The 24,970-nt window shown below is 52.0% G+C and carries 21 protein-coding genes; 9 read left to right on the top strand and 12 right to left on the bottom strand.

All coding sequences use genetic code 11. The features are described 5' to 3' along the window. Positions 1 to 4 precede the first annotated feature (4 nt). Genes FHS90_RS08065 through asnB form a run of 7 tightly spaced genes read right to left on the bottom strand, consistent with a single transcriptional unit; the run spans position 5 to position 8,791 of the window. Positions 5 to 970 (bottom strand): NAD(P)-dependent oxidoreductase, encoded by a 966-nt coding sequence (locus FHS90_RS08065; RefSeq protein ID WP_182512647.1) that lies wholly within the window; start codon positions 968 to 970, stop codon positions 5 to 7. Next, positions 967 to 1,659, bottom strand: a complete 693-nt coding sequence (locus tag FHS90_RS08060) for an acylneuraminate cytidylyltransferase family protein (protein WP_220483017.1) — start codon at positions 1,657 to 1,659, stop codon at positions 967 to 969. The genes FHS90_RS08065 and FHS90_RS08060 overlap by 4 nt, the downstream gene beginning before the upstream one ends. 5 nt (positions 1,660 to 1,664) lie before the next feature. Further along, a complete protein-coding gene (locus FHS90_RS08055; protein WP_182512645.1) occupies positions 1,665 to 3,401 on the bottom strand; it encodes a nucleotide sugar dehydrogenase in 1,737 nt (578 codons plus the stop codon). Positions 3,402 to 3,410: 9 nt separating this feature from the next. Further along, positions 3,411 to 4,505 carry a hypothetical protein gene (locus FHS90_RS08050; RefSeq protein WP_182512644.1) on the bottom strand — a complete coding sequence of 365 codons (1,095 nt, stop codon included), beginning with the start codon at positions 4,503 to 4,505 and terminating at the stop codon, positions 3,411 to 3,413. Positions 4,506 to 4,513: 8 nt separating this feature from the next. Further along, entirely contained in the window at positions 4,514 to 5,476 is a 963-nt protein-coding gene (locus FHS90_RS08045) for a UDP-glucuronic acid decarboxylase family protein (protein WP_182512643.1), read from the bottom strand. A 4-nt stretch (positions 5,477 to 5,480) separates the two neighbouring features. Further along, positions 5,481 to 6,827, bottom strand: a complete 1,347-nt coding sequence (locus FHS90_RS08040) for a UDP-glucose dehydrogenase family protein (protein ID WP_182512642.1) — start codon at positions 6,825 to 6,827, stop codon at positions 5,481 to 5,483. Positions 6,828 to 6,883: 56 nt separating this feature from the next. Beyond that, a complete protein-coding gene (asnB, locus tag FHS90_RS08035) occupies positions 6,884 to 8,791 on the bottom strand; it encodes an asparagine synthase (glutamine-hydrolyzing) (protein WP_182512641.1) in 1,908 nt (635 codons plus the stop codon). A gap of 441 nt (positions 8,792 to 9,232) precedes the next feature. On the opposite strand from asnB, the gene FHS90_RS08030 reads away from it, so the two are divergent. Continuing rightward, on the top strand, positions 9,233 to 10,318 hold the full coding sequence (locus FHS90_RS08030) for a mannose-1-phosphate guanylyltransferase (RefSeq protein WP_246386761.1): 1,086 nt from the start codon (positions 9,233 to 9,235) through the stop codon (positions 10,316 to 10,318). A gap of 51 nt (positions 10,319 to 10,369) precedes the next feature. Here FHS90_RS08030 and FHS90_RS08025 read toward each other — a convergent pair whose 3' ends face one another. Further along, entirely contained in the window at positions 10,370 to 11,638 is a 1,269-nt protein-coding gene (locus tag FHS90_RS08025) for a Y-family DNA polymerase (RefSeq protein WP_182512640.1), read from the bottom strand. 86 nt (positions 11,639 to 11,724) lie between these two features. Continuing rightward, the gene (locus FHS90_RS08020; protein WP_182512639.1) at positions 11,725 to 12,207 is read right to left on the bottom strand and encodes a LexA family protein; all 483 of its coding nucleotides are present in this window, start codon (positions 12,205 to 12,207) and stop codon (positions 11,725 to 11,727) included. A 351-nt stretch (positions 12,208 to 12,558) separates the two neighbouring features. Here FHS90_RS08020 and FHS90_RS08015 point away from each other — a divergent pair, with 351 nt between their 5' ends. Continuing rightward, a complete protein-coding gene (locus FHS90_RS08015; protein ID WP_066834326.1) occupies positions 12,559 to 13,209 on the top strand; it encodes a flavin reductase family protein in 651 nt (216 codons plus the stop codon). Positions 13,210 to 13,396: 187 nt separating this feature from the next. Here FHS90_RS08015 and FHS90_RS08010 read toward each other — a convergent pair whose 3' ends face one another. Next, positions 13,397 to 15,478: a ComEA family DNA-binding protein gene (locus FHS90_RS08010; protein ID WP_182512638.1), complete on the bottom strand. Its 2,082-nt coding sequence runs from the start codon at positions 15,476 to 15,478 to the stop codon at positions 13,397 to 13,399. Beyond that, positions 15,475 to 16,305 (bottom strand): hypothetical protein, encoded by an 831-nt coding sequence (locus FHS90_RS08005; RefSeq protein WP_182512637.1) that lies wholly within the window; start codon positions 16,303 to 16,305, stop codon positions 15,475 to 15,477. Before FHS90_RS08005 ends, FHS90_RS08010 begins: the two co-directional genes overlap by 4 nt. Before the next feature lie 118 nt (positions 16,306 to 16,423). On the opposite strand from FHS90_RS08005, the gene FHS90_RS08000 reads away from it, so the two are divergent. After that, positions 16,424 to 16,612 (top strand): hypothetical protein, encoded by a 189-nt coding sequence (locus FHS90_RS08000; protein WP_066834320.1) that lies wholly within the window; start codon positions 16,424 to 16,426, stop codon positions 16,610 to 16,612. 568 nt (positions 16,613 to 17,180) lie between these two features. On the opposite strand, the gene FHS90_RS07995 is transcribed toward FHS90_RS08000, so the two are convergent. Then, on the bottom strand, positions 17,181 to 19,484 hold the full coding sequence (locus FHS90_RS07995) for a S46 family peptidase (RefSeq protein ID WP_182512636.1): 2,304 nt from the start codon (positions 19,482 to 19,484) through the stop codon (positions 17,181 to 17,183). Positions 19,485 to 19,548: 64 nt separating this feature from the next. On the opposite strand from FHS90_RS07995, the gene yidD reads away from it, so the two are divergent. From yidD to FHS90_RS07965, 6 genes are all read left to right on the top strand, one after another. Beyond that, the gene (gene yidD / locus FHS90_RS07990) at positions 19,549 to 19,782 is read left to right on the top strand and encodes a membrane protein insertion efficiency factor YidD (RefSeq protein WP_182512635.1); all 234 of its coding nucleotides are present in this window, start codon (positions 19,549 to 19,551) and stop codon (positions 19,780 to 19,782) included. A gap of 444 nt (positions 19,783 to 20,226) precedes the next feature. After that, entirely contained in the window at positions 20,227 to 20,976 is a 750-nt protein-coding gene (locus FHS90_RS07985) for a DUF4184 family protein (protein ID WP_182512634.1), read from the top strand. A 2-nt stretch (positions 20,977 to 20,978) separates the two neighbouring features. Continuing rightward, positions 20,979 to 21,416: a nucleoside deaminase gene (locus FHS90_RS07980; protein ID WP_182512633.1), complete on the top strand. Its 438-nt coding sequence runs from the start codon at positions 20,979 to 20,981 to the stop codon at positions 21,414 to 21,416. 523 nt (positions 21,417 to 21,939) lie between these two features. Beyond that, entirely contained in the window at positions 21,940 to 22,482 is a 543-nt protein-coding gene (locus FHS90_RS07975; protein WP_182512632.1) for a metal-dependent hydrolase, read from the top strand. A 143-nt stretch (positions 22,483 to 22,625) separates the two neighbouring features. Further along, the gene (gene msrB / locus FHS90_RS07970) at positions 22,626 to 23,210 is read left to right on the top strand and encodes a peptide-methionine (R)-S-oxide reductase MsrB (RefSeq protein ID WP_182512631.1); all 585 of its coding nucleotides are present in this window, start codon (positions 22,626 to 22,628) and stop codon (positions 23,208 to 23,210) included. A 291-nt stretch (positions 23,211 to 23,501) separates the two neighbouring features. Next, positions 23,502 to 24,950, top strand: a complete 1,449-nt coding sequence (locus tag FHS90_RS07965) for a phytoene desaturase family protein (RefSeq protein ID WP_182512630.1) — start codon at positions 23,502 to 23,504, stop codon at positions 24,948 to 24,950. Positions 24,951 to 24,970: the final 20 nt, after the last annotated feature.

The raw sequence follows: 24,970 nt of genomic DNA, 5'->3' as shown, positions 1-24,970 counted from the left end.
ATTTCTACTTATTTACTATTCCTAAAAATTTGTCAACAATAAAGTCACGCGTACGCTCAATAGATTCTCTGCCGTACCCACCTATATGGGGTGTGAGCAGGACATTAGAATGTTCACGGGCATATTTAAAAAGTGCATTATCTGATGGCAGCAGACCATCCCAGGAGCTATCACCATCTAACACATCTAATGCGGCCCCAGCTACTTTCCCTGATTCAAGTGCAAAAAGTAAAGCATCTTCGTCCACCACTTCACCTCTTGCAGTGTTGATGAAAAGAACTCCCTCTTTCATCATGGAGAAGTGTTCTTCGCTGATAAATTTGATATTCTGCTCATTGGCAGGGATATGCAAACTTATAATATCAGCAGTTTGCAGAACTACCTCTAAAGGAGTATTCTCATAGAGTGAATGCTGCACTGCCTGTGAATCAGCATCAGTCACTAACACCTTCATTCCAAAGGCATTGGCATAACCAGCTACTATCTTTCCAAGTCTTCCGTATCCTATAATCCCTATAGTTTTGCCGTCTAACTCAGTACAAAGAAATGGATTTCTTCTCCAGTTCCCTTCATGGGTGATGTCATAGTGCGCTGGCACAATATTTCTGCATAAAGCCAATAACAAAGCCCATGTATGTTCAGCGGTGCTTCTAATCTGCTTTAAGAACTCTGTTTCACCTTTTAAGCTTACAACCGTTACCCCATTTTGCTCAGCCTGTCCCGTGTCTATATGGGTTAGCCCAGTAGTAGGGGTAACTATGTACCGAAGCTTTGGTAGCAAGCTAAAAACTTGCGCATCTATATGCACCCCAAGCTTTACAAACAACACTTCATAGTCACCTGTCACCTTCAGGTGCTCAAGGAGCCTATGCTGATCATAGTCTTGCCCATAATCAACAGAGGTAAAACTCTCCAGTTTATTTAAACTTGTCTGGTTGTATCGTTCAGACTCCAGGTGCAAGGTCTTCATGAAAGATAATGATCCAGAATCCACTGGGCATAGTCAAAATCAAAGGCGGTATCTATGTTGACAGAGAGGTTGCCTGGCATCACTAATGCTCGACAATCTTTACCCTTGAATGAATTATTCAGCAAAATATCCCGCTTAGTCAGATAGATGGCACCGTTTCTGATGTACATGGTTTCTAATTCCTGACGGGGTTGGTTCTCATAGGCTTCACAGAATTCTGGATCAATCAATTTTCCATCTTTGATAAACTTCATTCTAGCCGGGTGGTGCCCTTCTACGTCTACCACACTAATCACACTGTCTGCTTGAGTCTCAGCTAAGATGGATAGGGCCTTGTCTATGTCTTCTGTCCTTCTGAAAGGGGTGGTAGGCTGTAGCAGCATAACTGCGTCATACTGCCCACCTTCTAACTCTTCCATAGTTCGTAAAGCATGCTGCACCACACCAATTGAGTTAGCCAAGTCAGTTGCTAAATCGCTAGGTCTAATGAAAGGCACATCTCCCCCCCATTCCTTGGCTACTTGGGCAATGTGCTCATCATCTGTACTGACAATGGTGCGTGTCAACTGCGAAGCAGCCGCAGCCTCAAGGGTATAGGCTATTAGAGGCTTTTCGCCTAAAAGCTTTATATTCTTTCCTGGCACTCCTTTAGAGCCTCCTCTTGCCGGAACAATTCCCAAAACTTTCATGCGCACTAGATTGATGAATGGGTGAAACTGATGCCCATGTACGTACATGGTGCAGCATGAAGAATTTCCTGGTGACGGAACAAGTGCCATCCATCATACACCAGTGGTTTCTCATTCATAGCACGTACCATTTCATATACATCTAGCTTAGTATAGCTGCGGTGGTTGTTCAAAAACAAGACTGCATCTTTGTTCTCAAACCCAGTAGGAAGATCAACCGGCTCCACATTAAACTCCCTTAGCTCTTCATGTGTGGCCACAGGGTCATGTCCTGAGATAGATTTCACCCTTCCTCTTAATAGCTCTAGTATGTCTAGTGCAGTAGAATTTCTGATGTCACCTGTCTCCGGATGTCCTTTGAAAGCCAAACCACAGACTAGAATATTAGCTTCTTTGGGATCTTTGCCTGATTTCTCCAGCTGCTCTATTACTGATGCAGCCACAAATTCATGCATAGACTCATTGATTCTGCGGCCATGCTCAAATAAGGTGGTATCAAATTCCAGCTTTTCAGCCACAGAAGCAAAGATATAAGGGTCTTTCGTTAAGCAAGGGCCGCCCACGCCTGGGCTTGGCAGCGGAACTTTATCCCTAGGATACCCTTTGTTGGCAGCATTTATGGTAGCCACCACATCTATGTTAAAATGAGAAGCAATTTGGGCAATGTGGTTTGCATAGGAGAACACCACATCTCTAAACGTGTTGTTCACCAGCTTCGCCATCTCTGCCGCTTCCAGAGACTCTACCCGCACAATCATAGAAGTTAACTCCCTGAAGAGTGCTACGGTAGCTTCAACTGAATCAGTGTTAATACCGCCAATCAACTGAGGTAGTTCGCGCAACTCTTGAATTGCTTTTCCTTCTGCTGTTCTTTCTGGGGCAAATGAAAGATGGAAATCACGACCTGCCTTCAATCCAGATTCTCTCTCAATGATTGGAGCTACGAAATCACGGCTAGTACCAATGGGCACTGTAGAACGTAGAATAACTAAGTTACCTGGTTTAATATGCTGTCCAATTAATTCAGAGGCATCTCTCAGGTAATCATTGATGAGCACCGTCTTGCCGGTGGCATCTTTTTTTACAGGGGTACCTACAGAGATAATAAAAACATCGCCTCCTTCAGGCATTTCAGTAGTAGCTCTGAAATTCTTATGAATCTGCTCCCGCAGCATCTCATGAAGCCCTATTTCGTGCACATAAGACTCACCGCTGTTTAGGGTATTGACTCTTTTCTCATCAATATCAACCCCTGTTACCATAAAGCCTTCATCGGCTAGTACCAAGGCTAAGGTCAGGCCTACATATCCTAAGCCTATCACAACCACATGACGGTGTGTAGCCACGCGCTGTTCCCAAAGTTGATGGTAATTTAGAATTTTTACCGGCTTCCTCTGGCTATCTACCAGGATTAACTTACCTAAGAACTTATTGCTCGCTCTGTTCCGCTTAGTCAATTCCTGAGGCAATTGATCCAGAATCTCCTGATAGGAATAATCTTCATCAAACGCAATGGGGTCTTCCCGCATAACGTCTTTCGCTTCTAGGTCAAAAGACTTGTTGTTTAGAAAGGCTCTTCTCACATCACCATCAGTAATGGTTCCTTTTAGAACTCCCTCATGATCCACAACAAGACAAATTCCTCCGGGCAAGCCATCATTAGAGGAGACATTCAATTTCTCCAACACCTCTGATAGCGGGCTGTCAAGCGTAGCACAGATTTGCTTCAATTTATTATTCATTGTATCCTTTTATTTCATATTCTCAATCACCCAAGCGGCAGCAGCTTCTACACCGCCTCTTGGCCTTGCTTGAATCTTTTTTTCACTCAGCGAGTAGGATGAACTTCCTAAAAATTCAAAAATGGCTGCACAACTTACAGAAACATCTGTTAGTGAGCCCAGGTTCACGCCTATCTGCAGCTGCTCTACAACAGTTGCATTATGTTCCATTTCAATGTTACCAGCCTCATACACGGCAGCAACAGGAACCTTATAACAAATTGCATCTGTTAGAGTTCCTACACCTGGCCTGCAAATAATCAAATCTAAAGCTGAGAAGCTAGTCTCACTATGGTCAAATACGTGTAAATTCTTTTCTCCCCCCTTAGGTACACTTACCAATCCCTTAGGAAGAAATAACTCCACCCGCTGGTTCTTTAACAGCGCTTGAGCCAGTTGCTGCAACTCATTGGCAATTGAATCTGTGGCTCCCCCCAGCAAGGCTATCTTAAAGTGGCTCTCCTCTGCACCCCGTTCAGTCACTATAGCCTCTTTTTCAAGAGCCACTTCACAAAACCATGGTAGCTTAATAGCTTCTGTCTGTTTTACCACCCCGGGCATTACTATATCCCCCACACAAAGCATGCGTGGTTTATAGGTTGCCAAAAGTCTACGTTCCTCTTCTACAAACTCTGTTACAAAAGGTACTTCCGGATAAGCATCTTCCAGAATATCAGACCATAAAAAAGACCCCAGCAGCACGGCGTCAGGCCGGTAGAGAAGCACTTGAGACAGGTTGTCGCTTAAGACCAAATCTGCCTCATGTAGTTCCTGCACATTTGCCAGCCGATGGTGCCATTCTGTTAATTTTCTATCTTGGTAGTTCAATGGATTCTTGTCCCAATACACTCCGGGAAACACAAGTCCATCTAAATACCGCACATTCTCGGTATTAGCAAAAAAAACGGCCGCAACCTCCCAGTCCTGCATTCTTTCAACTTGCCATTTCTCACAGGCAACTGTTATCTGCACACCAGGCAACTGTCTCTGCAGCTCGCTTAAAACAGCAACACTCCGTTTAAAATGCCCAAGTCCATTATGACAAATAAGGGAGAATATCTTCATATAGAAGCTTAAACCGTCTGGTTCTGAATTACCTCTTTTTTAAAATATTCAAGTGTTCGTTCCAGCCCTTCCCTTCTATCTACTTTAGGCTCCCATCCTAATACGCTCTTAGCCTTAGCAATATCTGGTTGACGCTTCTGCGGATCATCCTTGGGCAATGGCTGATAGGCTATTTTAAGCTCCACACCTGTTAAACCACAGATTTCTTCTGCAAACTCTTTGATGGTAATTTCACTAGGATTGCCAATATTGACCGGATCATGGCAGTCACTTAAAAGCAAGCGGTAAATACCCTCAACTAAATCATCTACATAACAGAAGGAGCGGGTCTGAGAGCCATCTCCAAAAATTGACAGCGGCTCGCCTCTCAGGGCCTGCCCCACAAAAGCTGGCAAAACACGGCCATCATCTAAGCGCATTCTAGGGCCATAGGTATTAAAAATACGTACAATCCTTGTCTCTAACCCATGATGGTAATGATACGCCATGGTCATCGCCTCCTGGAAGCGCTTTGCCTCATCATAGCAGCCTCTTGGACCAACCGGATTCACATTACCCCAATATTCTTCTGTCTGCGGGTGCACCAAGGGGTCGCCATACACTTCAGAGGTAGAGGCCACCAGAATTCTGGCTCCTTTTGCCATAGCCAGGCCTAACAGATTATGGGTACCCAGGGAACCCACCTTCAACGTCTGAATAGGTATTTTCAGGTAATCTATGGGGGAAGCCGGTGAGGCAAAATGAAGGATGTAATCTAAATGCCCCGGTACATGGACAAACTTAGAAACATCATGATGGTAAAATTCAAACTGCTCAAGTTTGAACAGGTGCTCAATATTTTTTAAATCACCTGTGATCAGGTTGTCCATGGCTATGACATGGTACCCTTCTTTGATAAAGCGGTCACAGAGATGCGAACCTAAGAAGCCGGCACCACCGGTAATCAATACACGTTTTCTAGCAGTAGCCATGCAGTTAGTTTGTTGTTTCAATCACAGGTTGCACATCCTGGACACCAATACCATAATACGCAAAGCCTAAGTCCATCAGCTCTTTTGCCTCATAGATATTACGCCCATCAAACACCACTTTATTTCTTATCAAACGGCCAATCACCTGAAAGTTAGGAGATCTGAACTCTGGCCATTCTGTGATTACCAGTAGGGCATCAGCGTCAATAATGGCCTCATAGGCGTCTTTGGTGTATTCTATTTTATCTCCTACAATATGGCTAGCCTCTTGCATAGCCACAGGATCATACGCTTTCACTTTACAGCCAGCCTCCAGCAATTTTTCAATTATCACCAGGGAAGGCGCCTCCCGCATGTCATCTGTTTTCGGTTTGAAAGACAATCCCCACAAGGCAAATGTCTTGCCCGCCAAATCACCATTAAAATGCTTCTTCACTTTATTGAACAGCACTGATTTCTGGTTTTCGTTCACAGACTCCACAGATTTTAGAATCTGCATCTCATACCCGTTCTCCTCTGCTGTTTTTATTAAGGCCTTTACATCTTTAGGGAAGCAAGAGCCGCCGTACCCAATGCCTGGATAAATGAACTTGTTGCCAATGCGGCTATCACTGCCAATGCCGCGGCGCACCATGTTCACATCTGCCCCCATGATCTCACATAGGTTGGCAATGTCATTCATAAAGCTGATCTTAGTGGCCAACATGGAGTTAGCCGCATATTTCGTCATCTCAGCAGAAGGCACATCCATGAAGATAATAGGATGTCCGTTGAGCAGGAAGGGCTTGTATAGTTTACGCATCAACTCCTCTGCCCTTTCAGACTCAATTCCAACTACAATTCTGTCTGGTTTCAGGAAATCATCAATGGCTGCCCCTTCTTTTAAGAATTCAGGGTTTGAAGCAACATCAAAGGTAAGATCAGAGCCACGGGCATCCAGTTCTTCCTGAACCGCCTGCTTTACTTTTTTAGCGGTACCCACGGGCACAGTGCTTTTGGTCACCACAACCAGATAGTCAGTCATGCTACGCCCAATCTCACGGGCAACCCCCAGTACATACTTCAGGTCTGCGCTACCGTCTTCACCAGGAGGGGTACCTACCGCAATAAAGGCGGCATTGCAACCCTGAATAGCTGTCGCCAGATCAGTAGAGAAATGCAGGCGTTCTTTTTCCACATTACGCAACACCATTTTCTCCAGGCCTGGCTCATAAATAGGAAGAATACCTTGTTTCAGATTATCAATTTTCTTTACATCAATATCAATGCAAGTAACATCAATACCTACCTCTGCAAAGCAGGTACCAGTCACCAGACCTACATACCCTGTTCCTACTACAGCTATTTTCATGAAAATGCGGTTTGTTTATCTAAGGGGAAAATATATCAAATTACACAACAACTTTCTTACACCATCCATTTCTTATACCAGTGCTGGAACACCACCAGCGCCCAGATACGGGCATGAATGTCACCCGGATTATTAGAGAAAAGCTGTGCCTTTAAACGCTGGATCTCCTTCAAATCAAAGATCCCCTGCTCCTCCACAAAGGCATCTGACAACAGATCTTCTACAATCATAGGCTTCAGCTCATTCTGGAACCATTTGAGCAGCGGCACCTCAAAGCCATGCTTAGGGCGTTTATAAAGTTCGGCCGGCAGCATGTCCCTGAAGGCATCCTGCACAATCTTCTTCTTCATACCGCCATCTATCTTAGAGGACTCAGGAAGAGAGAAGGCAAAGTTCACTACTTTATAATCCAGGAACGGCGTGCGCACCTCCAGGCTGTTCGCCATTGACATCAAGTCTACTTTGGTGAGCATGTCATTGGGCAGCACCAACTGCATGTCTGTGTACAGCACCTCATTGATGTCACCTTTCTTAGAAAGATGACTCAGGATCTTCTCGCGGCGTTTCTTGTAGGTGTTTTTGGAAAGAATACGCTTAGACTTCCCGCTGAGTAACGACTTGGCATCATCTTCTGTGGCAAACGAGGCCCAGCGCCAGTAGCGGTCTTTGGCTGAAAGGTTCATGCCTTCTCCAAAGCGCTGGAACTGCCGGATGCGGTTTCCTAAGGCAGAGTTACGCGATTTGGGAAGCATTTCCCACACAGGGAGTAAGGCTGCAACTGCCTCTGCGGCAAATCCCCCTTTGCGCACCTTGTACTCCGCCATGTGCTTGTTATAGCCGGCAAAAAGCTCATCGGCGCCGTCTCCAGACAAGGCTACGGTTACTTTCTGACGGGTGTAATGGCTCAGAATGTTCACGGCCAAAGCCGAAGAGTCGGCAAAAGGCTCATCTATATAGTCAAGCGCCCGGAACAGGTGCTCATACAAATCATTATTTGTCAGCGAAAAGACGGTATGGTTCGTCTTGTACCTGTCAGCCACCAATTTGGCGTACTTGGTCTCATCAAAGAAAGGTTCGTCTTTGTAGCCAATAGAGAAGGTGTTCAGCTGCTGGGTATGGCGCGAAGCCAGGGCCACAATCACAGAAGAATCAATTCCCCCGCTCAGGAAAGCGCCCAGCGGCACATCAGCAATCATACGGCGCTGCACGGCTCCGTCCATCAGGTCTACCAGCTTTTTCTGCTGGGCCTCATAAGACAGGCTATTTTCTCTTACTTTCTTCTCATCATAGGGGATCTTATACCACCGGTTGTTCTCTACCTTTCCATTCTTAGTGATCATCAGGTAGTGCCCCGGCATGAGCTTCTTCACCCCTTTAAAAATAGAGGCAGGCCCAGGAATGTAGTTCAGCTGCAGGTATTCATACAGGGAGGCATAATCCAGCTTGCGCGGAATCCCAAACGCCATCAATGACTTCATCTCTGAGGCAAACACCAGCTTATCCTCGTCCTGAAACATTAGAAGAGGCTTTACCCCGTAACGGTCACGCGCTACAAACAGAGACTCGTTTTCTTTGTCATAAATGGCGAAGGCGAAGAACCCGTTCAGCTTCTTCAGGAAAGAGGGGCCTTCTTCTATGTAGAACTTCAGCAACACCTCGGTGTCAGACTGCGAGAAGAACGTATACCCTTTGTCTACCAGCTGCTTCTTCAGCTCCTGGTAGTTAAAGATCTCCCCGTTGAAGATGATAGTATACCGTTCCTGCTCATCCACCATAGGTTGGCAGGCCACATTGCTTACATCAATGATAGACAATCTACGGTGGCCCAGACCAACCGCACCATGGGTAAAATGCCCGCCAGAGTCCGGTCCGCGTAACTGTAGCGCATCAGTAGAGGCCGGCAATTTTTGAATGACCTCACGGCCTTCGGGGGTAAACGCGTAGATTCCTGAAATTCCGCACATATTGCCGCAAAGATACGACTTATCCTTGATATGGTTTTAGAATATTGTCAAATGCATATTCTAAAGCCTCTGCCCACGCTCAACCGGTCGGCCATCAACATATCTACCTTTCTGCTAATCAACATCCTACATTCAGAAACACCAAAAGAAGCCTAAGCTCCGCAATCAACCATTATTAAAATGTTACCATCGGCTTGAAAGAAGCTTTTTGCCACAAACCAGTGCCGCTTTCCTCACTACTCTTTTACTCTGTTCTCAGAACACCTGTGAGCCAGAACTATGTTTTAGAGCTGATTTTCTGAAAACAGGCCCAAAACAGGAAATCCTGCCTTTTTTATTTAACGCCCGTACAACAACCCTACTAAAGCGGAATTAAAAGAAATTAAGATAACTTTGCGGACTTTTTGCGCTGGGCAAGCAAAAAAAACAGGAAGCCAAATCATGATGAGTACACAATCTGAAAATACGTTTGTAGTGGTAATGGCAGGCGGCATTGGGAGCCGCTTCTGGCCTTTTAGCCGAAACAACCATCCCAAGCAGTTTCATGATGTATTGGGCATTGGGGAAAGCATGATCCAAACCACTGTGAAACGGTTTGACAATATCTGCCCCCCAGAAAACGTGTTTGTGGTGACTAACCGGGAATATGCAGACTTGGTTAGACAACATCTGCCACAGCTCCAAGAGGACCAGATACTGCAGGAGCCTGTGGGCCGCAACACGGCTCCCTGCATCGCGTACGCCTGCTATAAAATTGCCCAAAGAAACCCTAACGCCAACATTGTGGTAGCCCCGGCTGATCACGTGATTCTCAGACAGGCCGCGTTTGAAGATTGCATACAACAGGCACTGGAGGCTACTTCCCGGCAAGATATTTTGGTAACACTGGGCATCAAGCCCACCCGACCAGACACAGGCTACGGCTATATACAGTATCTTGAAAATTCCTCTCCGCTTAAGAAGGTCAAAACGTTCACTGAGAAACCAGACCTGGAGCTGGCTCAGTCTTTTCTGGAAAGCGGCGACTTTGTCTGGAACGCCGGCATCTTCATATGGAACGCGCAGGCCATCCTGAAGGCATTCCGCCGGCATCTGGAGGAAATTGCAGATCTCTTTGAAGAAGGCGCGTCTACCTATTACACTTCTTCAGAAGCCCCCTTCATTGACAATGCCTACTCCCAGTCCCGTAACATCTCAATTGACTACGGCATTATGGAAAAGGCCGAGAATGTCTATGTGATTCTGGGCGATTTAGGCTGGTCTGACCTGGGAACCTGGAATTCGCTCTACAGTTTAGCTGAGAAAAACGAAGACGGAAATGTGGTAGATGGGAATGTCTTGCTCTATGACACCCAAAACTGCATCATCAAGACTCCCAAAGACCGGCTGGTGGTTCTGCAGGGGTTACAAGACTATATTGTAGCCGAATACAACAATGTGCTCATGGTATGCCACCGCAATGAAGAGCAGAAGGTGAAAGAATTTGTGGCCGATGTAAAAGCTAGGAAAGGCACTGCTTTTATTTAACCCTTGTCTTTCTGTTTCCGGCCTGTTTTCTGAAAAACAGGCCGGAAACAGTCATCCCCTCACCCCCAGCACTTCCTGCAGGTGCGTTGTTCGGCGGGGTGAGCACAGACCGCTCAGCATCTGCCACTCCTGCCGCTGCCCCTGGCCGGTGGCGGCCACAGAGACCATGTTGCCGCCCCACAGCCGGTTCATTTTATCCAGGGCCTGCATAAGGCCCCTGTGCTCCAGCGCGGCTGACCGTACAAACAAGTCGGCCTGAATGCCCTCTCGGGGCATGAGCCTTGTCAGCACCACCCCCGCTTTCCCGTACTCAATGCCCGGCCTGAAAATCTGCTTGATTCCTGCCACAGCCATCTGCACCAACTCCAGGGTACTGTCTGTGGCCACCGGAAACTCCAGCGTGCGCTCCTTAAAGTACTGCTCAACCGGGCGAAAGCGGTTGGTATGGGCAAACACCGTAATAGCCCCCGCCACAGACCCTTGGCTCCTCAGTTTTTCAGCGGCCTGGGTGGCGTAGACCGCAATGGCCTCCTGCAACTGGGGCAGGTCTGTGATGATTTTTCCGAAGGACCGGGTACAGGCAATATTCTGTTTATCCTGGGTGGGCATCATGGCCAGGCAGGGTTCGCCGCTCAGTTCCTTCACCAGCCGAACCCCCACCACGCCGCCCAGCTGCCGCCGCGCCCACTCAACAGAGCATCTGGACAAGGCCAACGCGGTGTCCACTCCCGCCATCTCCAGCCGCGCCGCATTCTGCCGCCCCACCCCCCAAACATCCCGCACCGGCATCTGGGCCAAAGCCTGCTCCCTGTTCTGCCTGTCAATGAGCCAGACGCCCCCGGTCTGCTGCCGTTGCTTTTTGGCCAGGTTATTGGCAGCCTTGGCCAGTGTTTTGGTAGGCCCTATGCCCACACATACCGGTATGCCCACCCACTGCCGCACCCGCTGCTGCATCTCCCTGGCCAGTGCCTCCAGCTCATGGTGCCGCTCAAACCCGTGCAGCCCCAGAAACGCCTCATCAATAGAATACACCTCCAGCTCAGGGGTAAACATGGCCAGCACCTCCATCACCCGCCTTGACATGTCGCCGTAGAGGGCGTAGTTGGAGGAGAACACGTGCACCCCCTGCTCGGCCAGCCACTTCTTGCGCTGAAAGTACGGTTCCCCCATTTTAATGCCCAGATCCTTCGCCTCCTGTGAGCGGGAGATAATACAGCCGTCATTGTTGGAGAGCACCACTATGGGCTTGTCCTGCAGCTTGGGGTCAAAAACGCGCTCACAGGAGGCATAAAAATTATTGCAGTCTACCAGTGCATACATGCTGCCGCTCTTTAATTTGCCAGATCAGGTTAACTTTCTGTTTTCGGGCTGTTTTTGGAAAAACAGCCCGAAAACAGAAAAGAGGATCATGCTCCCGTTCTCTTCCTTATTCCCTTTACGGCAGACGTTTTCGCCTCTGGCAGGCACCGGTGCACCACCCATGACACCACGCCCCAAATGGCAAACTCACTGCCTGAGGCCAGCTCAGTCACCGTTTTGGGTTCCCCGTCTGTTTCCAGCGTCTTACGCCCCGCAGCCTCACAGTAGCGGCGCACTACAAACTCCTCCTCCAGGGTGGCCAGCACCAGACACTGGTTCTGCAGGGGCAGCGCCCGGTCAATCACCAGCAGATCATTGGCGTGAATGCCCGCCTTGGCCATTCCGTTGCCGCTCACCCGGGCCAAGAAGCAGGAGGCTGCCCGTATGTTCAGGTACTCGTTCAGGTTAATGAAATCCCCCATGTAATTTGCCGCCGGCGATGGGAAACCGGTGGGCATGAACTTCTTCACCTGCACCGCGTGGGCGGCCTCATCATCCAGGTCTGGGGTATACAGTTGGTCTATCAACATAGGCAGTTGGCAAAGAGACATCATCAAATCCAAGTCAATTTTACTAAAATTTTTAGCAAATAGTTTACAACAAGCCTTTCTTTTGCTCGTTTATTTTTCCACAGAGGTATCAACAGCTTCATCAACACTGGCAACCGCTACAATAAAACTAATTAGTTTAGCATATCTAGCTTTTTGAAATGGGCAGCGGCTACGGTTTGTTTTGGGGTTGATTTGGGAAAAACAGCCCCAAAACAAACCGAAAGCCTGGAGCTGGGCCCTTACATTAGGCCAGATTCGCATTTTTCCTTAACTTTCATTCCCTCTTCAGAACCGGAGGAGTGAGAGTATCTGTTTTCAGCGTTCAGCACCATGTCAGACAGCCATTTTTCCACGTCAGATATTCTGGGGATGGAACTAGCCTACCGGGCCAACTTTGTCACCTCGCTTTCGGGCTTCAAGAGCCTGTGCCTGGTGGGCACCGTAGACGGCAAAGGCACCACCAACCTGAGCGTGTACACGCAGGTGTTCCATGTGGGGGCCAACCCGCCGCTCATTGGCATGATTGTGCGGCCAGACAGCGTGGTGCGCGACACCCTCAACAACATCATCAAGACCGGGCACTACACGCTCAACCACGTAAAGCCAAGTTTCTACCAGGCCGCCCACCACACCAGCGCCCACCACAGCCAGTCAGAGTTTGACCTCTGCGGCTTCACCCCGCAGTTTTCAGAGAACCATCCCGCCCCGTACGTGCGGGAGGCCAACATCAAGGTAGGCCTTAAGCTGGTGCAGCGCACGTACATCAAGCTCAACGGCACCATTCTGGTCATTGGCGAAGTGGTAGAGGCCCTGGTTCCCCAAGACTGCCTGCAGCAAGACGGCTATGTAGACCTGGAGAAAGCCGAAACCATGACCGCCTCGGGCCTCAACAGCTACCACGTCACCCAGCGCCTGGGCCGTTTGCCTGCCCCGCAGCCAGATGCGCCACTGCAGGCGGCAGAGGCGCCGGTGCCAGAATAGAACACCATTGCGTTTTTGGCCTGTTTTGGCGAAAACAGGCCAAAAACAGACGTACCTGCCGTTCGTTTACCAGTACATTTCCCGCCCTTCGGCCGAATGGGTTGAAGATGCCACAAAGTGCTTTCCCCCACTCCCACTCAGGCCAAAACCAAAGTCTCTGTTTCCGGGCTGTTTTTCCAAGAACAGGTCAAAAACGGTAGCGCGCCTGCACCCGCACATCAGTACGCCTGGGGCCTTCTATCTGCTCCAGACCGGTGCTCACGGTACGCTGGTCGCGGTAGTGGGTGTGGCTGAGTTTAAACCAGAAATCAAGGCTTCTGGTCACGCGCTGCTGCGCCAGCAGGTACACATGCGTGCCCCGCCAAAAAAATGCCGGAATGGAGAACCCGTACAGCACATCCTGCTCAGGTACGTAGAGGCGGGTGTCATAGTCATCAGAATCAAACAGAGCGTAGCGGGCGCTGAGGCGGGTGTAGTTGCGCTCCCAGGTCACGTCCTGCCCCATGAAATAGCCGGTGCGCTGCGGACCGCTCTGCCTAAACTGGCTCACCTGCACCCGTGACCGCAGCCGCAGCGTAGGCACCGGACTCACATCTAACAACAGTAAATAACGGTGCGAAAACGTGGGATTCACCTGCCTTAGCGCCTCGCCGGCTATCGTCTCATTGCGGGCTTTGCGCTCGTGCTGGTATTGGCCGTAGAGCAGCGTGGTCTTGCCGGGCATGAACTGCAGCCGCAGCAGGTATTCCTCGCCGTCTGAGGGCGCGTCTACCCGGTACCGCAGCCACGGAAAACTGAACCGGTCATAGTAGCCGGTGAGCTGCCAGCGGTTGCTGAACTTCACCTTGAGGCCCGTGTACAGCCCGCGCTCGTTCTGGTTGCGGCTGGCTTCGCCGAAGGCGGCCCCGTACATGCTCTGGAAATCTCTGGCGTAGTGGCGGTACACCATTGACAGCTCCACCCGCTCAGAAAGGCTTGCCAGAATCCCGTTCACCGTACCCAGCGCCCCGTTGCCAGACCGCACCGTCTCCCCAAAAAAGTTCAGGTTCTGCCACAGATAGCTGTAGTGCAGACCAACACCCGTGTTTTGACTTCCGCTGAAAGCGAAGAGATTGTACAGCTCCGGCCGTTGCTGCAGCGCCACATTATACCACGTGTGCAGCGCCGTTACCCCCACACTCAGCGTCTGCCTTGGGTTCCGGTAGGTCACGTCACCGCCCATGACCTGTTCCCGCGCCCGCTGGCGGTTGGCAACCTCGGTGGGCGTGCGGTGCAGGCCCGAGGTCTGGATGCCGCCTAAGGTGAGCAATGTGGTGTCATCGGCCAGCACGTCGCCCATTGAGGCGTCAACCCGGCGGTTGGAGTAAAAGAGGGTGGTCTCAATCCTTTTGTAGCGGTGGGTGGCGGCGGCTCCCCTGAAAAAGTTGGCCTCCAGCGCCGAGGTGTGCGGCCGTATGCCCAGCTGGCTGCGCCGAATGGTGGTGATGGTTTCGCCGCCCTTGCCCACGCTGAACCCGCTGGAGAGCAGCAGCCCCTGCCCAAACTGGAGTTGGTAATCGCCCACGGCGATGGTCTTGAACGCGCCCCGGTCATACAGTTGCGCGTGCGCAGACAGGAAATCAAAGCCATAGAGCCGCTGGCCAGGGTTCCAGGCGAACTGCTCGCCCGCATCTTTTTCGGCGGTCACGCCGAAGCTGAAGTCCCGCGGCTGGCTCAGGCGGTAGCGCAGCAGGTATTTGTCTGGGGAGCCCAGGTAGCGGGTGGTGGAACGGCCTTGGGGCGGGGTGTAGCCGCGCTGCTCCTGCAGGGTGCGGTCATAGCGCAGCAGCAGCGAGTGGTTGGCGGCATTCTTGAGCCGTTCGCGCCAGGTGCGCTGGCCAATCTGCCCCAGGCTCTGTACGCTCACAAACGGCAACAGCCGCCGGATGGATAGCAAATCAAACCCGGGAACCGCCTGCAGTTCATACAGACTCAACAGCCGGCCGTTGTCTGAAATATGCTGGAGCAACGCCGAAATCTGGTTTTCTGAGAGCAAAAAGAGGCTGCGCAGTTCTTCGCGCGTGGCGCGGTTAAGGTCCAGCGGCTGGCGGTAGTACTGCAGCAGCGTCTCATACAGGTCTTCATAGGCCACGGCGTTCTCGTCGTCCTGCTGCGCGAACAGCTCCTCTACCAGCAACTCCACGTCTACCGCCGGGCGCGGAATATCTTGCGCGGCGGCCCCCTGTTTTAGGGCTAAAATCAGAAAAACAAGCCAGAAACGCACTTTCATAGTTTCTGCGGAACTTGATAGGCGACGCTCAGGTAGTTGCTCACGCCCAGCTGGTGCTGCGCGCCCAGCGCATACGCCACCTGGAACTGCCTGAACTTTACGTCTACGCCCGCCGTGCCGGAACGGGTACCCGAATGGAAACCGCCCCGCAGCCCCAGCGCGGGCAGCACCCGGTACTCCACGCCCGCCTTCACCGCCGCCGGAAACTCCAACTCCTTCTCCACCTCTGCCACCAGCAGCACCTTGGCGGCGGCCTGGTAACTCAGCCCCATCTTCATGACGGTGGGCACGCGCTCATCCTCAAATTCGGCCAGTTTGGCCTGGTTTACGTTGTAGATATGCGCCCCAAACACCAGCCTGGGAATCACTTCTGACTGTCCGCCCAAACTTAGCGCTACGGCTTTGCGGCTGCCCCACTCTTTCACGCGCACTTGCAATACATCGGCCTTCAGGCCCAACCGTACCACGCCCAACTGGTGTGCCAGCCCAATACCCAGCCGCTGCTCATTGTACAGCTCGCCGCCAAACCGCTGCAAATCCACGCCCACCGTCCCGAATTTTTGAGTGGGGTACACGGCCAGCAGACCAATGGAGGTCAGTTCTGCCAGGGAGAAGCGGTTGAAGGCGTAGGCGCCCAGCTCCAGCTGTTTCAGCGCCGCCATGCCCGCCGGATTGTTGCTGAGGGCCCACACGTCTGGCAGCGTAACGGCCGCACCGCCCAACCCTGCCGCTCTGGCCCCCACGGGCGCGTTGTTTATTTGCGCCTCAGCGGAATAGGCAGTTGAAAAAAGAAAAAGAAGCAGACAAAACCGTAGAACATGCTGCATAGGCGGGCGGGTTGGCCAATGGGTTTTCTACGCAATTCTCTACAGAAAGTACTATTAAATCTTGTTTAACTTTTGTACATTTATTCTTCGCTCCTTCCCAAACCCTTACAAACTTTTTATGAAAAACGTGCTCATCACCCTGTTCTGTTTTGTTTCGCTCACCTTGCTGTCCTCAGCCTCTGCGCCATTGGCAGGTTCTGCGTTCAACCCGCAATGTGAGGCCATCGCGAAGTCTACCAAAAAGCAATGCAAGAACCGCCAATGGGGCAAGTGCGAGAAAGTGCTTTGCTACGTGCATTGCAGATAGGCAGAATCATAGCCACCTTTTTCTCTAAACCCCTCATCCTTTTCCCATCAGGAGCTGGAAGGTATCCTGTTTTCGGGCTGTTTTGGCCAAAACAGCCCGAAAACGTAAAAGCGCCATTCCCTCTCCCTGAGGGAGAGGGCTAGGGTGAGGGGCAGCCGTTGCCATGCAACAAGAAGCTAACTGGTCCATTTCCTGGTCTTCATTTTCCTGATAAGCGTTCCACCTTCCTAAAAGACCCCGTAGCGCCCAGAGGACCTGCGAGCGTCTGTGCCAACAGCCTTTCCTCTTTTAAAGCTCTCCTCCATAGACGTAAAAATGCCTCTGCCATGCGCTGTTTCGCTGCGGGGCAGCGAGGGTAGTCTGGAGACTACCCGAATCTATAGGCACGAGTTGGAAACTCGCGCCAGCAATAGTTTATGGCATCTCATCTACACACCAGCCTTCGCTTCTTCCACAATCCTACAAATCACATAAATCCATAAATCCAAGTTAAGACAATAAAAAACGCCCGGCGCAGTGGGCTCCGGGCGTTTCTGGGCTGTTTTTCTGAAAAGAGGCCTAAAACGGCTTACTTCATTTTCTTGGTCTCTTTCTTGATTTTGGTCTCGTTGCCTTTCTTCTTGATTTTGATTTCAGAATCGGCGGTTTCAATCTCCATCTTGCCGTCCATCTTCACGTCATTGAGAGACGGGTTGAAGGTGGTGTTGGGGTTGCCTTTGTCTACCAGGGTCATTTCGTTCACCAGGTGTCCGGCGCCGCCCAGTTTGTCCATCACAAACAGCACGTACTTGATGTCAACGTTGATGCAGCGCTTGTACTCAGGGTCAAACACCAGGTCACCGGTCATGGCCTCCCAGTTGCCGTCAAAGGCCAGGCCTATCAACTCGCCGCGGCCGTTTATCACGGGAGAGCCCGAGTTACCGCCGGTGATGTCATTGTTGGTGATGAAGCCCACGCGCAAATCGCCGTCCTGCCCGTACCGCCCGAAGTCTTTCTGCTGGTACAGCTGCTTCAGTTTGGCCGGCACAATGAACTCTGGGTTGCTTGGGTCTTCTTTCTCCATGATGCCCTGCATGGTGGTGTAGTACTTGTACTGCACGCCGTCACGGGGCTCATAGTCTTTCACGGTGCCGTAGCTCAGGCGCAACGTGCTGTTGGCGTCTGGGTAGAACACGCGGTTTGGCTGCATTTCGCGCAGACCGGCCACAAACAGGCGGTTGGCGCGGGCCAAAGTGGCGTTGTACTCGTTCATCTTAGGCAGAATGTTCTGCTGGTAGTTTTTCTGTACGGCCAGCATCACTTTCAACGCCGGGTCATTCTCTAAGGCTTTCGCCGAAGGGTTGGCCAGGAACGCGTTGGCTTTGGCCTCAGAAGCAAGAATAGATTTGCTGTACACGTCAGCGGCCCATTTCTTGAAGTCGCCTTTGTAGGTGCCGGTCAGGTCTTTGAAAATGTCGCCGTGCTGGGCTTTGGGCACGTCATTGAAGTACATTTGCATCAGCTCGGCGAAAATCTTCTGGTCAGAAGACGGCACAAAGCTGGCGTAGAACTCCTTATTCATCTCTTTGTAGCCGTTCACCAGTTGCTCCTGCTTGGCCTTGTCGGTTTTTCCTTCCTTCAGGAAATTGTACAGCGGGGTGTACTGGTAGGCGTGCGCCATCAGCTGCGGCGCCATGGCGGCCTCAGTACGGTAAATCACCGACAGGTTGTAATTGCGCTGACCGGCGTAGGCGGCGTTGATATCGGCCAGTACGTTGCCGTAGGTGGCTTTGCGGGTAGCATCGGCGTTTGCCCAGTCCTGAAAGGCTTTCTCCTCAGACGCTTTCTTGTCCAGGGTTTTCATGCGCTTGATGCCCTCGTTCTGCCCGATGAAGTACTTGTAGTAGTTACTGATGCTGGCATAGTTAGAGGCCAGTTTCAGGCGGTCAGCCGCCGATTTGTCCATGGCCTCTTTCATCAGCGCCAAACGGCGCTCGCGCAGTTTGATGCGCACGGGGTTTGACTGGTCTACGGCCATGCCCAATCCGGCACCCGTCATGAAACGGGTGGTGCGGCCGGGGAACCCGAACACCATGGCAAAATCGCCTTCCTTCACGGGGCTCATAGACACCGGCAGGTGGTGCTTAGGACGGTACGGCACGTTTTTCTCTGAATAGGTGGCCGGCTTTCCGTCTGGCGCCATGTACACCCTGAATACCGAGAAGTCGCCAGTATGGCGGGGCCACATCCAGTTGTCGGTGTCGCCGCCAAATTTGCCGATGCTCTCTGGCGGAGTTCCCACCAGGCGCACATCTGAGAAGCGCTCATATACGAACAGGTAGAACTCGTTGCCGTTGTAGAAATCACGCACGTAGCTCACGTACTGGCCGTTGTTCTTGGCGGCATCAGCAATGGCTTTGGTGCGCTCGGCTACCAGTTTGCCCCGCTCCTGCTCAGAGGTTTGGTTGGTAATACCCTGCAGCACCTGGCCAGACACGTCTTCCATGCGCACCAGAATGTCTACGAACAGACCTTCGTTCTTTTTCTCCTGCTGGCGGGTCATGGCCCACCAGCCGTTCTTCAGGATATCATCTTCGGGCGTAGAGTTAGACGCGATGGCATCATACCCACAATGGTGGTTGGTCAACAGCAAACCTTCTTTTGACACAAACTCGCCGGTACAGAACCCGCCGAACTGCACAATGGCGTCTTTCAGGCTGGCGTTGTTCACGTTGTAGATTTCCTCAGCGGTAAGCTGCAGGCCTTGTTTCTGCATATCCACGTGGTTGAGGCGCTTGACCAGCAGCGGCAACCACATGCCCTCGTCGGCGCGGGCCACGGTAGAGAGGCCCAGGCAACCCAGAAGTAGTAGACTATAAACTTTCTTTAGCATAACGTGTGTTAGTTAGAAAAGCCAAAGGTAAGGATTTATGGCTTTTTTTAACGAAACTCGCCCTATGATTGGTCTATTCAAGTGGCTGTTCAAGCATCTGTTTCTGGGGTTGGTGTGGGTGTACCGCTACCTAATTTCGCCGCTCACCCCCGGCAGCTGCCGCTTCACGCCCACCTGCTCCGCGTACGCCCACCAGGCCATTGTGAAACACGGGCCGTTCAAAGGCGGCTGGCTGGCGCTCAAACGCATTGGCCGCTGCCACCCGTGGGGCGGGCACGGGTATGACCCGGTAGAGTAAGGACCTCACCCCCGGCCCCTCTCCCACGGAGAGGGGAGTTTCTGAAACTGCGTTTTGAGGCTGTTTTGAGAAAAAGAGGCCAGAAACGGAAAAAGCGGTATTCCCTCTCCCCCTGGGAGAGGGCTAGGGTGAGGGGCAGCAGTGGCGATGAAACAATGGCTTCCCAATTCTGTCATCAAGACGGCTATGGCGCGGAAGTTCCTTCCGTGAATTCCCTCTTTTCTTGCTGTATGACCACTTGACAGATATTCCCCTTCTCCCTGAGGGAGAAGGAACGCCGCAGTTTCCGTTTTCAGCCTGTTTTGGCCGAAACAGGCCGAAAACAGGAGTGGCACAGACGCTCGCAGGTCCTCCGGACGCTACGAGGTCTTGGGAGCAAACGGCAAGGCGGCATATCAAATCCAGAAAATTCTCCGTTTAGGAGATTCAAGCTTATCGTTCCGCATGCCTTTCACGTTTTCCCATCCGGCGGCTATTTTTCCGTTCCTCAAGCTCCCCAAGAAGTGGCGGTCTATGACGGGACTGGTTGTGGGGAGCATGGTGCCTGACTTTGAGAAGTTCCTGCGCATGAGCGAGCATGACCCGTACAGCCACACCTGGAAAAGTCTTTTCTACTTCAACCTGCCGCTGGGGCTGCTGCTGGCGTTTGTCTTCCACGGGCTGGTGCGCGATGCGCTTCTTCAGCACCTGCCCCGGTTTTTGCGGCTTAGGTTTAGCAGATATGTGGGGTTTGACTGGGTAGGCTATTTTAAAAGAAATCATCTTGTCGTGGCACTTTCTGTGCTGGTGGGGGCGGCTTCGCACCTGGCCTGGGACAGTTTTACGCATGACGGCGGCTGGGGCGTGCGGCTGTTCCCGGGGTTGAAGCAGGAGGTGCTCTCCGGCCTCTTCAGCATGAAATGTTACGCGCTGCTGCAGAAAATCACGTCAATGGCGGGTGGGCTGGCCATGGTCTGGTTTATTCTTTTGCTTCCGAAGGGAATAGAAAAAACACCGCCCCCCAAGAGTACCCGGTTCTGGGGCACGGTGGCCGCGGTGGCGCTGGCGGTCATGGCGGTGCGGTCGCAGGTAGGCACGGGCGTGGAAATAGACAGCCTTTATAACCTTTCCATCGTAGGCATTTCTGCGGGGCTCACCAGTTTGGTGCTTTCCCCCGTACTTTTGCGTTTCTGGAACAACGTTCAACAACCATAAGCATGGATCAATTTTTACAGGCGGCGCTGGAAGAAGCGCAGAAAGGCTACGCCGAAGGCGGAATTCCCATTGGCTCGGTGCTGGTGCACAACGGGCAGATCATTGGTCGGGGCCACAACAAACGGGTGCAGAACGGCAGCCCTATCCTGCACGGGGAGATGGACGCGCTGGAGAACGCCGGTCGGCAGCCTGCCAAGGTGTACCAGGAAAGCGTGCTGTATACCACCCTTTCGCCCTGTCCCATGTGCTCGGGCACCATTCTGCTTTATGGCATTCCGAAGGTGGTCATTGGCGAAAACAAGACCTTCATGGGCGAAGAGGAACTGCTCAAAGCGCGCGGTGTGGAGGTGACGGTGGTAGACAACCAAGACTGCTATAACCTCATGCAGCAGTTCATTCAGGAGAAACCGCAGCTCTGGAACGAGGATATTGGGGTGTAAACCTGCTGTTTATAGAACTATAGGTTTCTGTTTTCGGCCTGTTTTTCAGAAAACAGGCCGAAAACAGAAACCTACCTACTGAAGAATTCTTATGTATTCCCGAGCGTCCCCCTTTGAAGGGGGTAGGGGGATGACAAGGGCTGCCGAAGAACCATCAGCCTCAACCAAATGAAATGAAAATTGATTCTCAGGAATGTGTACATCTGCACGAGTAAATCAGCAGAAGTAATCATCCCCCTACTCCCTTCAAAGGGGGACGGAATACGTACGCGTTTGCAAAATCACCAGACGCAAGGCATTTTTTTGGGGTTACTTCACTTAATAATTGTGTCCTTCTGAACGAACCTTTGTACGAACGGCAATAGCGGGTATTCACTGCTTTTCTGGTTTGCCCACTAGTTCCTTTCAGGATGACAATTGCTTCGGCTCTTGCTGTTAAGAGAATTGCCCCCTCCAGAAGTCCTCTTGTTTCCAGAGTTCCAGAAAACCCGTAGCTTCGCTTTCACACTAACTCCTCATGTTTATGGCGTCTGCGTTTGCCCATGCGTTGCTGGCGTATACCGTTGGCAAGGCGTACCCCAGGAAAGAACAGCTCTGGAAGTTCAGCCTGCTAGGCGCTTTCTGTGCCGTTTTTCCTGACGCCGATGTGATTATGTTCAAGCTGGGCGTGCCGTATGAGCACGTGCTGGGGCACAGGGGTTTCTCCCATTCATTGGCGTTTGCGCTGCTGCTGGGCCTTCTGGTCACGCGGCTCTTCTACCGAAGCACCCGCCTCATAAGCTCCCGCGGGCTGCTGCTGGTGCTGTACTTCTTTCTCTGTACGGCTTCGCACTCGCTCTTAGACGCCATGACCAGCGGCGGGTTGGGCGTGGCTGTTTTCTCCCCGTTTGACAATGGTCGTTATTTTCTACCATGGCGGCCTATTCAGGTGTCACCCATTGGCGTGGGCCGGTTCTTCACCCAGAAAGGCGTAGATGTAATTGAGAGTGAGTTGATCTACGTGGGTTTGCCCTGCCTGTGCCTAGGCGTGTTCATGTGGTTAATCAGGAAAGTGGTGCAATGGTAAACAGGGTTGCGTTTACGGGCTGTTTTTCAGAAAACAGGCGCAAAACAAGATTTGTGGTACTGCGGCGTTAGACTTTAAAATCCGAAACCATTTGGCCTGCCGTACATGTTGTCATGGCAGACCACCCTTCAGAAACTGATCTTATGAGATTCTACCTTTTCATATTCCTGCTGCTGCCGTTTTGGGGTTGCCAGAAAAACACCACTGAACAGAAAGCCACGGCCTCTGCGGCTCCGGTAGCCCTGACCAGCCAATCAGGCAACGCCGCCGCCGCCCAACCCCAGCAGAACAAGAACCCCTACTATTCCCGCACAGACACCACCAAGCTGCATGTCTCAGATGCCGAGTGGAAGAAAGTCTTGTCGCCTGCCCTGTATGAGGTGGCCCGCAGAAAAGGCACTGAGCGCGCCTTCACGGGTAAACTCTGGAACTACACGGGTATTGGCACCTACTACTGCGCCGCCTGCGGAAACAAGCTGTTTGCCTCAGACGCCAAGTTTGCCAGCGACTGCGGCTGGCCCAGTTTCTTTGAAACCTACCGCAAGAACGCCGTGGTCTACAAAGAAGACCACTCTTACGGCATGGACAGGATTGAAGTACTCTGCGGCCGCTGTGACGCCCACCTGGGCCACCTGTTTGATGACGGCCCCGAGCCCACCGGCAAGCGCTACTGCATGAATTCAGTCTCCCTTGATTTTGTCCCGAACACGGGCTTACAAGTCAACTAAGGGAAAGCACCTAACATAAGCCTCACTTCTGAACGGGTGGGGCTTTTTCATTTGATGTGCAAATCCAGAAAACAATAGCAATCAATTTTGCCATCCTGAAAGGATCTTGATTGCCAGCGGCAATAGCGGAAGAGCAATAGCATTTCTAGCTCGCCCACAAGATCCTTTCAGGATGACAAAAAGTATAAGTATATCTTGTCCCTCTACTTAGTTAACAACCAGTCTACTTTTTTAAGCTTGCGCCGAAAAAGTTTCGTAGTACCTTGTGGTTTGAATTCAAGGCGATCATTCATGGAAAAACGGGACTTTGACGCGGTAGTGGTAGGCTCAGGCCCCAACGGGTTGGCGGCGGCCATAACCCTGCAGGAAGCGGGGCTCAACGTGCTCCTTGTAGAGGCCAAAGACACCATTGGCGGCGGACTGCGCACCAAAGAACTCACCCTGCCCGGTTTTCACCATGATGTCTGCTCGGCCATTCATCCGCTGGCGGCCCAGTCGCCTTACTTTAAAAACCTGCCGCTGCACCAGCATGGTCTGGAATACATTTACCCATCCGTGGCGGCGGCGCACCCCTTTGACAACGGCACCGCGGCCGCGCTTCTCCCCTCCCTAGCAGAAACCGCCCAGCGGCTGGGCACTGATGCAAAAGCCTACCACAGGGTAACAGAGGCGCTGGTAAAAGACTGGCCTCAGCTGGCACCGGCGGTGTTAGGCCCCTTACGGTTCCCCAGGCACCCTATTGCCATGGCGCAGTTTGGGCTGAAGGCCATGGCCCCGGCCACTACCCTGGCCAACCATTATTTCAAGACCCTTGACGCGCGGGGCCTTTGGGCGGGCATGGCGGCCCACTCTATCATACCGCTTTCGCACATGGCCACCTCGGCCATTGGGCTGGTGTTGATGGCGCAGGCCCATTTGCACGGCTGGCCCTTGCCTAAAGGTGGCTCGCAAAGTATTGCCAATGCGCTGGCGTCTTATTTCACCTCGCTGGGCGGAAAGATTGAGACTGGTTTTCACGTGAAATCACTGGCGCAACTGCCGTCTTCGCACGCCGTTCTGTTTGATGTGACGCCCAGGCAGCTGCTGGAGATTGCCGGCGATTCGTTATCCAGCCTGTACCAATGGCAGCTCAAACGCTACCGTTACGGCATGGGGGTATTTAAGGTAGACTGGGCGCTGTCAGGGCCTATTCCGTTTACCGCTGCCGAATGTAGAAACGCGGGCACGGTACATTTGGGCAACACCTTAGAGGAAATAGCCGCCTCAGAGCAGGCCACCTGGCACGGGCAACACCCTGAAAAACCGTTTGTGCTGTTGGCGCAGCAGAGCCTCTTTGACCCTACCCGCGCCCCTGAAGGAAAACACACCGCGTGGGCGTACTGCCACGTGCCCAACGGCTCCACCCAGGACATGACCCAGGCCATTGAGCGGCAGGTGGAGCGCTTCGCCCCCGGCTTCCGGGATCTGATTCTGGCCCGCCACACCATGAACACCGGCCAGATGGAAGCCTACAACCCCAACTACATTGGCGGCGACATCAACGGCGGCGTGATCAGCCTGAGCCAGCTGTTCACCAGACCCGCGGTTCGGCCTTCCCCGTACCGCACGTCGGCCAGGGGCCTGTACCTCTGCTCCTCGTCCACCCCTCCGGGCGGCGGCGTACACGGCATGTGCGGTTACCATGCGGCTGACCAAGCCTTGAAAGATGTTTTCGGCCTGCGGGCCAAAAAGCTCTCCTGACAAAGAAAGGCAACATTTCT

This window comes from Rufibacter ruber, from assembly GCF_014138425.1.
Taxonomy (GTDB): domain Bacteria; phylum Bacteroidota; class Bacteroidia; order Cytophagales; family Hymenobacteraceae; genus Nibribacter; species Nibribacter ruber_C.
The sequence above is the reverse complement of the archived record's forward strand: the minus strand, read 5'-3'. Positions and strand labels throughout refer to the sequence as shown.